This is a genomic window from Streptomyces sp. NPDC006739, assembly GCF_042869815.1.
Lineage (GTDB): Bacteria > Actinomycetota > Actinomycetes > Streptomycetales > Streptomycetaceae > Streptomyces.
In genome coordinates, this window is the sequence record NZ_JBIAGM010000005.1 from 74,730 (window position 1) to 87,625 (window position 12,896).

At 73.3% G+C, this 12,896-nt stretch carries 8 protein-coding genes; 4 read left to right on the forward strand and 4 right to left on the reverse strand.

Annotation, left to right across the window (positions count from 1 at the left end):
- Positions 1 to 13 precede the first annotated feature (13 nt).
- The 3 genes from ACFYMM_RS12765 (at position 14) to ACFYMM_RS12775 (ending at position 5,370) form a co-directional block, all read left to right on the forward strand.
- A complete protein-coding gene (locus tag ACFYMM_RS12765) occupies positions 14 to 1,030 on the forward strand; it encodes an esterase-like activity of phytase family protein (RefSeq protein ID WP_388385871.1) in 1,017 nt (338 codons plus the stop codon).
- Between the two features lie 108 nt (positions 1,031 to 1,138).
- On the forward strand, positions 1,139 to 4,882 hold the full coding sequence (locus ACFYMM_RS12770; RefSeq protein WP_388385872.1) for an ABC transporter ATP-binding protein: 3,744 nt from the start codon (positions 1,139 to 1,141) through the stop codon (positions 4,880 to 4,882).
- A gap of 98 nt (positions 4,883 to 4,980) precedes the next feature.
- Positions 4,981 to 5,370, forward strand: a complete 390-nt coding sequence (locus ACFYMM_RS12775; protein ID WP_388385873.1) for a hypothetical protein — start codon at positions 4,981 to 4,983, stop codon at positions 5,368 to 5,370.
- Positions 5,371 to 5,596: 226 nt separating this feature from the next.
- On the opposite strand, the gene ACFYMM_RS12780 is transcribed toward ACFYMM_RS12775, so the two are convergent.
- Together ACFYMM_RS12780 and ACFYMM_RS12785 are read right to left on the reverse strand one after the other, a co-directional pair.
- Entirely contained in the window at positions 5,597 to 6,211 is a 615-nt protein-coding gene (locus ACFYMM_RS12780; RefSeq protein WP_388385874.1) for a hypothetical protein, read from the reverse strand.
- 113 nt (positions 6,212 to 6,324) lie between these two features.
- Positions 6,325 to 8,211: a glycoside hydrolase family 3 protein gene (locus ACFYMM_RS12785; RefSeq protein ID WP_388385876.1), complete on the reverse strand. Its 1,887-nt coding sequence runs from the start codon at positions 8,209 to 8,211 to the stop codon at positions 6,325 to 6,327.
- A 170-nt stretch (positions 8,212 to 8,381) separates the two neighbouring features.
- Between ACFYMM_RS12785 and aroA the strand changes: the two genes are divergently transcribed.
- On the forward strand, positions 8,382 to 9,626 hold the full coding sequence (gene aroA / locus ACFYMM_RS12790; protein WP_388385878.1) for a 3-phosphoshikimate 1-carboxyvinyltransferase: 1,245 nt from the start codon (positions 8,382 to 8,384) through the stop codon (positions 9,624 to 9,626).
- A gap of 25 nt (positions 9,627 to 9,651) precedes the next feature.
- Here aroA and ACFYMM_RS12795 read toward each other — a convergent pair whose 3' ends face one another.
- Positions 9,652 to 10,890 carry an MFS transporter gene (locus ACFYMM_RS12795; RefSeq protein ID WP_388385879.1) on the reverse strand — a complete coding sequence of 413 codons (1,239 nt, stop codon included), beginning with the start codon at positions 10,888 to 10,890 and terminating at the stop codon, positions 9,652 to 9,654.
- 548 nt (positions 10,891 to 11,438) lie between these two features.
- Positions 11,439 to 12,716 carry a glycosyltransferase gene (locus tag ACFYMM_RS12800; protein ID WP_388385880.1) on the reverse strand — a complete coding sequence of 426 codons (1,278 nt, stop codon included), beginning with the start codon at positions 12,714 to 12,716 and terminating at the stop codon, positions 11,439 to 11,441.
- Positions 12,717 to 12,896: the final 180 nt, after the last annotated feature.

Genomic DNA, 12,896 nt, shown 5'->3' on the forward strand with positions numbered 1-12,896 from the left:
TACGGTGACGCCCATGCGTCCGAGAACCGTACTCGCGTCCCTCACCGCCGGCCTGGCGGCGGCCACCTGTCTGGCCGCCGCCGGGCCCGCCCACGCCGTCGAAGGTCACGCCTGTTCGCCGTCCGTCTCGCTCCAGGGCTTCTCCGACACGCTGGACAAGACGACGTACGACGGCACCGTCGTCGGCAACCTCTCCGCCCTCGCCGTCGACACCGACGGCTCCCTCGCCGCCCTCTCCGACCGCTCCGCCCTCTTCGGGCTGGACGCGAGGAGTCTCCAGCCCCGCTCGGTCGTCACCCTCGCCGACGAGAAGGGCGCCGCGCTCGACTCCGAGGGACTGGTCGTCGACCGCGACGGGACCCGGCTGGTCACCTCCGAGACCGAGCCGTCGATCCGCCGCTACTCCCGCGACGGCCGGATCCTCGACCGGCTCCCGGTGCCGTCCCCGCTGCTGGTCGCCCCGGCCGGCCGCGCGACCGCCAACCAGACCTTCGAGGGCCTGACGCTGCTGCCCGGCGGGCACACCCTGCTGGCGTCGATGGAGGACGCCATCGCCGGGGACAGCACGGGCATCGTCCGCTTCCAGACCTGGCGACGCCACCACGGCCGCTTCGAACCCGCCGCCCAGTACGCCTACCGCACCGACGCCGGCCTCGCCGTCCCCGAGGTCCAGGCCACCCCCGACGGCCGCCTCCTGGTCCTGGAGCGCGGCTTCACCCCCGGAGTCGGCAACACGGTCCGCCTCTACGCCGCCGACCTGGGGCACGCCACCGACACCAGCGGCATCGACAGGCTCACCGGACAGCCCGGCGTCCATCTCGTCAGGAAAGCCCTGCTGACCGACGTCGCCGACTGCCCCAGCCTCGGCGCCACGGCCAGGCAGCCGCAGCCCAACCCGCTCCTCGACAACATCGAGGGCATGACGGTCACCGGCCGCGAGCACGGGCGCCTGAAGGTGCTCCTGGTCAGCGACGACAACGAGAACCCGGCACAGACGACACGCTTCTACCGGCTGCGGGTACGCCTCTGATCCCGCCCTGCGGACCCGCTCTCCGAATTGTTGCGGAGGGATGAAATCCGGTTCTTTCGGCGTTGGTGCCTTCCGGAAGACGGTAGTGGTCGAACGGAAGGCATCGGCGTGGAAGCGCTCCAGGGGGACCGACAGGGCTGGGCACGCAGACTCGCGGGCTACGCCTGGCGCCATCCCAAGGACGTGCTCCTCGCTCTCGGCTCCTCTCTGGGCGGCATGGCCGTGATGGCCGTCGTCCCGCTGATCACCAAGGTGATCATCGACGACGTGATCGGCGCCCACAAGCGTCCCATGGCCCCCTGGGCGGGCGCCCTGCTCGGCGCCGCCGCCCTCGTCTACGTCTTCACCTACGTCCGCCGCTACTACGGCGGTCGGCTCGCCCTCGACGTCCAGCACGACCTGCGCACCGAGATGTACGGCACGATCACCCGGCTCGACGGCCGCCGCCAGGACGAGCTGTCCACCGGCCAGGTGGTCGGCCGCGCCACCAGCGACCTGCAGCTGATCCAGGGCCTGCTCTTCATGCTCCCGATGACCATCGGGAACGTCCTGCTCTTCGTGATGTCCCTGGTCATCATGGCCTGGCTGTCGCTGCCGCTGACCCTGGTGGCGCTCGCCGTCGCCCCGGCCCTCGGCTACATCGCCAGGCGCAGCCGGACCAGGCTGCACCCCGCCACCTGGTACGCGCAGGCCCAGGCCGCCGCCGTCGCGGGCGTGGTCGACGGCGCGGTCAGCGGCGTCCGCGTGGTGAAGGGCTTCGGGCAGGAGGAGCAGGAGACCGGCAAGCTGCGGGAGGTCGGCCGGCGGCTGTTCGCGGGGCGGCTGCGGACCATCCGGCTGAACAGCAAGTACACCCCGGCCCTGCAGGCCGTGCCCGCCCTCGGCCAGGTCGCCATGCTGGCGCTCGGCGGCTGGCTGGCCGTACGCGGTCACATCACCCTCGGCACCTTCGTCGCCTTCTCCACCTACCTCGCCCAGCTCGTCGGCCCGGTGCGGATGCTCGCCATGGTCCTCACCGTCGGCCAGCAGGCCCGGGCCGGCACCGAGCGCGTCCTGGAGCTGATCGACACCGAGCCGACGATGCGGGACGGGACGAAGACCCTCCCCGCCGACGCGCCCGCGACGGTCGAGTTCGACGAGGTGTCCTTCGGCTACGACCGCGCCCCGGACAGCACCAGCCCGGTGCTGCAGGGGCTGAGCTTCGAGATCCGCGCGGGCGAGACCCTCGCCGTGGTCGGCTCCTCCGGCTCCGGCAAGTCCACCGTCTCCCTGCTCCTGCCGCGCTTCTACGACGTCACCCGCGGCGCCGTCCTGATCGGCGGCCACGACGTCCGCGAGCTGACCCTCGACTCGCTCAGGGCCGCCATCGGCCTGGTCCCCGAGGACTCCTTCCTCTTCTCCGACAGCGTCCGCAACAACATCGCCTACGGCCGCCCCGAGGCCACCCGGGAGGAGATCGAGGCCGCCGCCCGCGCCGCCCAAGCGGACCGTTTCATCAGAGAGCTGCCCGACGGCTACGACACCAAGGTCGGCGAGCAGGGCCTCACCCTCTCCGGCGGCCAGCGCCAGCGCGTCGCCCTCGCCCGGGCGATCCTCACCGACCCCCGCCTGCTGGTCCTCGACGACGCGACCTCCGCCGTGGACGCCCGGGTCGAGCACGAGATCCACGAGGCGCTCAGGCGGGTGATGGAGGGCCGTACGACCCTCCTCATCGCCCACCGCCGCTCCACCCTGAACCTCGCCGACCGCATCGCCGTCCTCGACGGCGGACGCCTGGCCGACATCGGCACGCACGACGAACTCCAGGAACGCTCCGCCCTCTACCGCCGGCTGCTCACCGACCCCGACGAGCTGGGCGGCGTCTCCCCGGGCCACGCCCAGCCCGCCGTGCCCGCCGAGGACACCACCGTCCGCGACGAACTGGACGCCGAGTTCGACGCCGAGCGCGGCCTGACCCCGCACCTGTGGACCGGCGACCGCGAACCCAAGGACACCGCCCTGGCCGGCACCCCGGCCACCCCCGAACTCCTCGCCCAGGTCGCGGCGCTGCCCCCGGCCACCGACACCCCCGGCATCGACGAGGCCCGGGCGGTCCGCCCCGAGGACTCCTACGGCCTGCGCCGCCTGCTGCGCGGCTTCGGCCGCCCGCTGCTGATCAGCCTGCTGCTGGTCGCCGTCGACGCGGGCATGGGCCTGCTGCTGCCGATCCTGATCCGGCACGGCATCGACCAGGGCGTCACACGGATGGCCCTCGGCGCCGTCTGGACGGCGTCCCTGCTCGCCCTGCTCGCCGTACTCCTCCAGTGGGCGGCGCAGACCGGCGAGACCAGGATGACCGGCCGCACCGGCGAACGCGTCCTCTACTCCCTGCGCCTGAAGATCTTCGCGCAGCTGCAGCGCCTCGGCCTCGACTACTACGAGCGCGAACTGACCGGCCGGATCATGACGCGGATGACGACGGACGTCGACGCCCTCTCCAGCTTCCTGCAGACCGGCCTGGTCACCGCGTTCGTCTCGGTCGTCACCTTCTTCGGCATCATGGCCGTCCTGCTGGCCCTCGACGTCCAGCTCGCCCTCGTCGTCTTCGCCACCCTCCCGCCGCTGATCGTCGCCACCTACTTCTTCCGCCGGGCCAGCGTGAAGGCGTACGAACTGGCCCGCGAGCGGGTCTCCGTGGTCAACGCCGACCTCCAGGAGTCCGTCGCCGGACTGCGGATCGTGCAGGCCTTCCGCCGCGAGCGGGACGGCGGCCGCCGGTTCGCCGCCCGCAGTGACGACTACCGCCGCGCCCGCATCCGGGGCCAGTGGCTGATATCGGTCTACTTCCCCTTCGTCCAGCTGCTGTCCTCGGTCGCGGCGGCGGCCGTCCTGGTGGCGGGCGCGCACCGCGTCGAGGCGGCCACCCTCACCACCGGCGCCCTGGTGGCGTACCTGCTGTACATCGACCTGTTCTTCGCCCCGGTGCAGCAGCTCTCCCAGGTCTTCGACGGCTACCAGCAGGCGACGGTGTCGCTGGGCCGCATCCAGGAGCTGCTGCGGGAACCGACGTCCACCGGGGCGTCCGAGGAACCGCTGGAGGTGTCGTCGCTCAGGGGCGAGATCGCCTTCGAGGACGTCCACTTCGCCTACGGCGACGACGAGGAGGCCCTGTCCGGCATCCGGCTGTCGGTCCCCGCCGGGCAGACGGTCGCCTTCGTCGGCGAGACCGGCGCGGGCAAGTCGACGCTGGTGAAGCTGGTGGCACGGTTCTACGACCCGACGGCCGGCCGGGTGACCGTCGACGGCACGGACCTGCGCGCCCTCGACCTCACCTCCTACCGCCACCGCCTGGGAGTCGTCCCGCAGGAGGCGTACCTGTTCCCCGGCACCGTCCGGGACGCCATCGCCTACGGCCGCCCCGACGCCACGGACGCGCAGGTGGAGGCGGCGGCGCGCACGGTGGGCGCGCACGAGATGATCGCCACCCTGGACGGCGGCTACCTCCACGAGGTCGCCGAGCGGGGCCGCAACCTCTCGGCCGGCCAGCGCCAGCTGATCGCGCTCGCCCGCGCCGAACTCGTCGACCCCGACGTGCTGCTCCTCGACGAGGCCACGGCGGCCCTGGACCTGGCGACCGAGGCACAGGTCAACCAGGCCACGGACCGGCTGGCGGGCCGCCGTACGACGCTGGTGGTCGCCCACCGGCTGACCACGGCCGCCCGCGCCGACCGGGTGGTGGTGATGGACCACGGCCGGGTGGTGGAGGACGGCACCCACGAGGAGCTGCTCGCCCTGGGCGGCCGGTACGCCGAGCTGTGGCGGACCTTCATCGGCCAGTCCGAGCCGGAGGAGCCGGTCACCGCGTCCTACTGACGGTCGTGCAACCATCCGACATACGTCCTGCGTCCGTACATCAGTACGTCACGGCTTCCATGGTCGACGGTATGTCTGCGGTACGGGAGGGGACGACAGTGGACACAGGTGCGATACGCGGGCGACTGGTGCTGGGCGCGGCCGTGCTGGCCGCGTCCGGGGCGTTGGCGCTGGTGGCACCGGGCACGGCCCAGGCGGCGTCCGACAGTTGCGCGGGCCGCCAGGTCAGGACCCTGCCCTTCGCGACGGGTACGGTCCACGTCTACAAGGCGGGCGGTTACGTCTGCGCGATCACCGCCGCCGACACCCCGGGGAGCAGACGCCAGATGTCGGTCAGCGTCCAGGCCCGCGGCAACCGCCCGGTCGTCGACCAGGGCGACTACACCTACCGCGCCGGTCCGGTGACGGTCCATGCGGGGCACCGGTGCGTATGGGTCAGAGGGGCCGTGGGATCGGCGACGGTCAGCTCCGGCTGGATCCTCTGCTAGTGCTGCGACCGGAAAGGTTCACCGGCTCGCGACGCCCGGCACGGCACTCCCCCAGCCTTCGGCCGGGGGTACCCCCACGCCGCGTTGTCGCATCACCCGAGTACGTCCAGTACGCGGGCGACGCTCCGCCTTGCGATGTTCCCCCACTGCCTGAACGGCGTGGGAGGTGCCCCCAGCACCGGACGCCGCGAGCTTCTCGGTAAACCTTTCCGGCCACAGCACTAGGTCAGACGGGGCGGGCGCAGCCCACCGGTTCCCGGCCGCCCAGTTGGACGTACAGCGTCGTCACGGACGGGCAGGCGGAGCGGTCGGTGACCGCCTTGACGACCTTGTACTGCGGCTTGTGCCGGGCCGAGCCGTCGCAGGGCGTTTCACGGACCTGGCCGCCGCCGGAGCCGTAGACGCAGTCGCCGACGATCGTGCGCGGGCCGCCTCCGCCGCCCGGGTCGCCGGGGTGCGGGGGTTCCAGGTTGCGCATGCAGGCGTAGCCCTGCGGGACGACCCCGTCGCCGTCCTGGCCGCCGGCCGGGCGTTGTTCGCCGATGCGCAGGACGAAGTCGGTGGTCGGCGGGCACAGGGGGCCGTCGGTGGTGGTGCCGTCGTAGCGGGCGACGACGCGGGCGGCGGCGCGTTCGCTGGTGCAGGGCACCTCGGTGAAGCTGGTGGTGCCGAACGAACTGCACTCGTCGACGCCGAGGAACTGGGCGCCGTAGCCGGAGGCCCCCTTCGGGGCCGGGCGGGCGCTGCCCACCGGGGCACCGGTCGGTGACTGACACCCCGTCAGCAGTGCTGCGGTGGCCAGCAGCCCGCAGACCAGCCCCACGCAACCACTCGCGCGCATCGCCATCCCCCCAGACACCCCCGCCCAGCGTGGCCCCGCGAAGTGGGCACACGCCAGCCATACGGGACCCTTTCCGTCCTTTGGGGGTAATACGACCGGTGTGTGACGTACGTCTAGTACGTCAGCCCATGTCCGATGGGGTACAGCACCTGCGTCGGATCGTCCGCCCGCTGCACCGGCACCGGCAGCTTCCCGCGCGGCGCCACCCGTCCGGCGACTACCCGGGCGGCGGCCCGCAGTTCGACGTCGGTCCACGAGTACGTCGCCAAGTGGGCCGACACCATGGGGAGTTGGGCCACGTCGTAGGGGTTTCTCATCGCCACGGCCACCACCGGCTTCCCGGTCGCGACCAGCCGCTCCAGGAGCGTCTGCTGCGCGCTGCCCGCCGTCACGTCGTACGTCCCCGCCACCACCGCGTCGGCGTCCCGGGCCGCCGCGACCGCCTGGGTGACGGCCGTGTCGGACGGCGTGGTCCCGGTGGCCAGGACGGTGGTGGTGAAGCCCAGTTCGGCGAGGGCGGTGGCCAGGACGGTGGTGGGGGGTCCGGTGGTTCCGGTGGGGGAGGCCGGGTCGGCGCCCACGACCAGGATCCTCCGGTGCTCGCGCGTACTGAGGGGGAGCAGGCCGCCCTCGTTGACCAGCAGGGTCGTCGTGCGCTCGGCGATGCGGTCGGCCGTGGCCAGGTGCGAGCGCGTGCCCACCGTGCGGGCCGCCCCGGACCGGGTGACGTACGCCCGGTCGAGCAGGCCCAGCCGGGTCTTCAGGCGCAGGATCCGCAGGATCGATTCGTCGAGGCGTGCCTCGGTCAGTTCGCCCTCGCGCACCGCGGTCAGTACGGCGTTCCAGGCGACATCCAGGGAGGGCGGGTTCAGCAGCTGGTCCACGCCGGCCTTCAGGGCCAGCACCGGCACCCGGTCGTCGCCGTACTTCGTGCGGACGCCCTCCATGCCGAGGGAGTCGGTGACCACGACCCCGTCGTAGCCCAGCTCGCCGCGCAGGATGCCGGTGAGGATCGGGTGGGAGAGGGTGGCCGGGTCGCCGGAGTCGTCCAGGGCCGGGAACTGGATGTGCGCGGTCATGATCGCGTCGACGCCCGCGGCGATCGCCGCCCGGAAGGGCACCGCGTCCAGCTCCTCCCACAGGTCCCGGCTGTGCGTGATGACCGGGAAGCCGGTGTGGCTGTCGACGGTGGTGTCACCGTGTCCCGGGAAGTGCTTGGCGGTGGCCGCGACCCGGGAGGACCGGTAGCCCCGCACCTCGGCGGCCACCAGGGCGGCGACCGCGTCCGGGTCCGCCCCGAAGGACCGTACGCCGATGATCGGGTTGGCCGGGTTCACGTTCACGTCGGCGTCGGGGGCGTAGTCCTGGTTGATGCCCATCGCGCGCAGTTCGGCCCCGGAGATCCGGCCGAGGGTGCGGACGTCGGCGCGGGAGCCGCCCGCTCCCATGGCCATCGCGCCCGGGAACAGGGTGGCCGGTTTGCCCACCCTGCACACGATGCCGTGCTCCTGGTCGGTGGTGATGAGCACCGGCAGGCCGCGCGGCTGCCGCAGGGAGGCCTGCTGGATGCCGTTGGAGAGGTCGGCGATCTGTCGCGGGTCGCGGGTGTTGTGCGTCCAGGTGAAGTAGATGATCCCGCCGACCCGGTACCGCTCGATCAGTTCGGCGGCCGTACGGACCCCGATCTCCTTGAGGTTGGCGTCCACGTCGGCCTGGTCGGGGGCGGTGGCCGAGTGGCCGTAGACCCGCATCACGAACAGCTGGCCGACCTTCTCCTCCAGCGTCATGCCGGAGACGAGAGCCCGCAGCCCGCTGTCCTCGCGGGCGGAGGGGGCGGCGGCGGTGGCCGCCTGTGCGGGGTGGGGGGCGGCCAGCGCGGCGGTGAGGCCCGCCGTCGCGGCGAGGACCGCCCGTCTGGACGGCCGTGCGGTGTTGCCCGTGTTCCCCGTATTTCCCGTGCTTCCCGTGCTTCCCTTGCTTCCCGTGCTGGTGTCGTGCACGTGCGCTCCTTAACAGAGGCGTCAAGGAAATGCACAGTAAACCGGGAGGGCCCGCCATCGGCGCAGTCGGAGGGGGGCACGCCGAGGACGGCGGGCAGGGGGCCGACGGGGCGGGTCCAGTTCATGGACAGGCCGTCGTACGGGACCGGCAGCGGGTCATCATGGCGACCATGCCCGAAGTCGAGATCCCCGGTTCCAAGTCCATCACCGCTCGCGCCCTCTTCCTCGCGGCCGCCGCCGACGGTGTCACCACCCTCGTCCGCCCCCTCCGCTCCGACGACACCGAGGGCTTCGCCGAGGGGCTCGTCCGGCTCGGGTACCGGGTGGGCCGCACCCCGGACGTGTGGCAGGTCGACGGCCGCCCCCAGGGCCCGGCGGTCACCGAGGCCGACGTGTACTGCCGCGACGGCGCGACGACCTCCCGCTTCCTGCCCACCCTGGCGGCGGCCGGCCACGGCAGCTACCGCTTCGACGCCTCGCCCCAGATGCGCAGGCGCCCCCTCGGCCCCCTCACCCGGGCGCTGCGCGACCTCGGAGTGGACCTGCGGCACGAGGAGGCGGAGGGCCACCATCCGCTGAGGATCGAGGCGGCGGGAGTCGAGGGCGGGGAGGTGGTCCTGGACGCGGGCCAGTCCTCGCAGTACCTGACCGCGCTGCTCCTGCTCGGCCCGCTGACCCGCAAGGGCCTGGGCATCCGGGTCACCGACCTGGTCTCCGCGCCGTACGTGGAGATCACGCTCGCCATGATGCGGGCCTTCGGAGTGGAGGTGGACCGGCGCGACGACGTCTTCACCGTCCCCTCCGGCGGCTACCGGGCCACCACCTACGCGGTGGAACCCGACGCCTCCACCGCCAGCTACTTCTTCGCCGCGGCGGCACTCACCCCGGGCCGCGAGGTGACCGTGCCCGGCCTCGGCTCGCGCGCCCTCCAGGGCGACCTCGGGTTCGTCGACGTACTGCGCCGGATGGGCGCGGACGTGGACGTCGCCGAGGACCGCACGACGGTACGCGGCACCGGCGAACTGCGCGGCCTGACCGTCAACATGCGGGACATCTCCGACACGATGCCGACCCTGGCCGCGATCGCCCCCTTCGCGTCCGGTCCGGTCCGTATCGAGGACGTGGCCAACACCCGGGTGAAGGAGTGCGACCGCCTGGAGGCCTGCGCGGAGAACCTCCGGCGGCTGGGTGTGCCGGTGTCGACGGGACCCGACTGGATCGAGATCCGGCCCGCGCAGCCCCTGCCGGACGTCCGGGTCAAGTCCTACGGCGACCACCGGGTGGTGATGTCCTTCGCGGTGACGGGCCACCGGGTCCGGGGTCTGTCGTACGACGACCCCGGCTGCGTACGCAAGACGTTCCCGGGCTTCCACGAGGCGTTCGCGGAGCTGGGGCCGGGGCCGGGGGCCGTCTGAGGCACGCCGGGACGGCGGGTGCCGGTCAGTCGCCGGGCGGCGCGTCGGCCGTGGCCCGTAGCTCCGGTGTCGCGGCGGCCACGCCCGCCACCGCCAGGCAGCACAGCAGGCCGCCGGTGACGAGGGCGGTGGTGCCGGAGGTCCAGCCGGCCAGGACACCGCCGCGTACGTTGCCGAGGCTCGGGCCCGCCCGGCCGACGATCCCCTCGGCCGCCGTGACCCGGCCGAGCAGCGCGTCCGGGGTGTGGGTCTGCACGATCGTGGCCCGCGAGACCACCGAGACGGAGTCGGCCGCCCCGGCCAGCGTCAGGAGGGCCAGCCCGGTCCAGGGGTTCGTCGACAGACCGAACAGGACGAGCGCGGCACCCCATGTCCCGGAACTGCAGAGCATCACCGGGCCTGGCCGGCCCAGCCGGGTGAGCGAGCCGGACAGGGCCGTCGCCGCGATGCCGCCCACCGCCATCGCCGACAGGAACAGGCCCAGCGTTCCCGGGTCGTCCCCGAACCGCTCCGCGTTGACCAGCGGGAACAGGCTCACCGGGAAGGACAGCACGGTCGCGGCGAGGTCGGTGACCAGCGCCCCCCGCACCACCCGGTGCCCGGCCAGGAACCGCAGCCCGTCCAGCACCCCGTGCACACCGGCCCGCGACAGCTCCCCCTCCGGCGGCAGCGCGGGCAGCCCGAAGGCGCCGTAGAAGGAGCACCCGAAGCTGAGGGCGTCCAGCAGATAGCACGTGCCGATGCCCAGCCGGCCCAGCAGCACACCGGCCAACGCCGGCCCGAGCAGCATCATCGCCTGGCCGGTCAGGTGATTCAGCGCCAGCCCCGCCGGCACCTGCTCCCTGGGCAGCAGACGCGGTACGAAGACCCCGGCGGCCGGCGTCCCGAGCGCCCCGAAGGAGGACTGCACGGCGACCAGCGCGAGGATCCCGGGGACCGGGACGTGCCCGGTGAAGCCCTGCACCGCCAGCAGCAGCGAGCAGACCGCCTGGCCTACGGTGGCCGCCAGATAGACGCGCCGCCGGTCGGCCCGGTCCACCCACGACCCCGCGAACAGACCGAACACGACCAGCGGCAACGCCTGCGCCAGCCCGACCGCGCCGCTCCACACCGTGCTGTGCGTCATGTCCCAGACCTGGTACATGACCGTCACCAGCGTCATGAACCCGCCGAGCGTGGACACGGTCCGCCCGATGAGCAGCCGCCGGAAGACGGGCGAGGCGCGCAGCGGCCGTACGTCGAGGAGGGAGCGGGTCGGACTCATGAACGGGGGACGGGGCGGCAAGCGCACGGCACGGGCGGCTGGATCACCGGGGGAGGCTAACGGGGCCGAGGGAACCCGGGCCAGCCAATTAACCGGCGGCCCCGCCCGACAGCCCGCAGCCCCGCCCACTGCCCCGGCCTACCGCTGCCCGCAGTCCCAGTCCGCTGCCTGCCCGCAGAACCCGGGCCGCTGTCCGCTGGCCCGGTCCGCCGCTGCCCGCATGCCCTGCCTGCCGCTGCCCGCATGCCCGGCCCGCCGCAACCCGGCCTGCTGCCCGCAGCCCCCGGCCCGCAAGCCCGGCCTGCCGCAGCCCGTAGCCCCGCTGCCCGCAGCCCCGGCCCCCGCTGCCCGCAGCCCCGGCCCCCGCTGCCCGCAGCCCCGGCCCCCGCAGCCCGCAGGCCCGGTCCGCTGCAGCCCGCAGGCCCGGCCCGCTGCCCTCAGCCCCTGGCCCGCTGCCTCAGCCCGCTGCCCTCAGCCCTCAGCCTTTAGCCCGCAGCCCGCAGCCCGCAGCCCGCAGCCCGCAGCCCGCAGCCCTCAGCCCTCAGCCCTCAGCCGAGGATCTCTTCGATCAGCCTCACCGCCGTGCCCACCCCGTCCTCCGCACGGAGTCGCTCGCCGATGGCCTCCGCCCGCTGTCGCACGTCCGCGCCGACCAGTCGGCCGAGTACGCCGGTGAGGTGCTCCAGGTCGAAGTCCAGGAAGTCGCTGTAGCCGCCGACGCCGAGCCGCGCGACGCGCTCGCCCCAGAACGGCTGGTCGCTGAAGACGGTGTAGATCCAGGTGGGCAGGCCGGCCGTCAGTCCCGCGGCGGTGGTGCCGGCACCTCCGTGGTGCACCACGGCCCGGCACCGCGGGAACAGCCGGTCGTGGTCCACCGCGCCGACCAGGCGAACGGTCCCGGGCAGTTCGCCGGTCAGCTCCGACAGATCGGACCAGCCGACGCCGACCAGCAGCCGCAACCCGGTCCGCTCGGCGGCCCGCACGATCAGGTCGAGGAGCTTCGGCGGATCCAGCACCGGCATGCTGCCGAAGCCCAGGAACACCGGCGGGGGCCCGTCGGCGAGCCAGTCCGCCAGCGGACCGGGCAGGTCGGCCTCCCCCACACGACGGCGCACCTCGGACGGGAGCCGCCAGAAACCGGTGATCCGGTTCGACGGTCCCCAGTCGTGCGGACGCGGGACCACGGCCTCGCTGAACGCCTGCAGCGTGGGCAGGCCGAGTTCGACGGTCCAGGTCAGGGCCGCGCCGGGGGCCGGCGGCAGGCCCAGAGATGCACGGAACCCGTTGATGTCGTCCCGCTTGCCCTGCCAGTACACCTCCTCGGCCAGGTGATGGGACCGCAGGTGGTACTCCTCGGCGGACAGACCGTCCGGCACCACCTGCGGGGTGAGCGGCTGGGGGAACTCGTCCGTCAGCAGCCACGGCGTCAGATGGCCGAGGACGACGGGCGTGCCACGGGCCTGGGAGACCGCCAGCGCGTAGTCCTCGGTGTTGACGCCGGTCACCAGGACGTCGGCGTCCACGGCCGAGGCCAGCACGGACGAGCCGATGGTGTGGCGGGCCTCCGAGAGCATCTTCGTGATGCCCTCGAGATACGCCTCCACGTTCCCGCCGGCCAGCCATCGCTGACCCTCCTCGGAGCGCAGCACCTCCCGCACTTCCAGGTCCATCTCGATGAACTCGGCGTCCGTCCCGGCCACCAGACGGCGCGCGTCGCGCGGAGCGGCGAAGGTGACCTGGTGCCCGGCGTCGATCAGGCCCTGGGCGAGCGCCACGTACGGTTCGAAGTCGCCGCGGCTGCCGGCCGTCGACACACTGACCTTCACGCCGGCACCCCCGCCCGGTCGGACTCGGGCGCGCGGCGGCGCGTTGTCGGCTGCTTCATCGTGGACCTCGTTTCGGTGTGAGCGGTGTGCGCGGTGTGCGGTGTGAGCGGTGTGAGCGGTGTGCGCGGTGTGAGCGGTGTGCGCGGTGTGAGCGACAGGGGTGGCAGGAGGGCAGGAGTG

Bases quoted from the DNA above. Each gene is read 5' to 3' on its own strand.
- ACFYMM_RS12765 (WP_388385871.1), top strand. From the start codon at position 14: ATGCGTCCGAGAACCGTACTCGCGTCCCTCACCGCCGGCCTGGCGGCG.
- ACFYMM_RS12780 (WP_388385874.1), bottom strand. From the start codon at position 6,211: ATGCGCGCGAGTGGTTGCGTGGGGCTGGTCTGCGGGCTGCTGGCCACC.
- aroA (WP_388385878.1), top strand. From the start codon at position 8,382: ATGCCCGAAGTCGAGATCCCCGGTTCCAAGTCCATCACCGCTCGCGCC.
- ACFYMM_RS12795 (WP_388385879.1), bottom strand. From the start codon at position 10,890: ATGAGTCCGACCCGCTCCCTCCTCGACGTACGGCCGCTGCGCGCCTCG.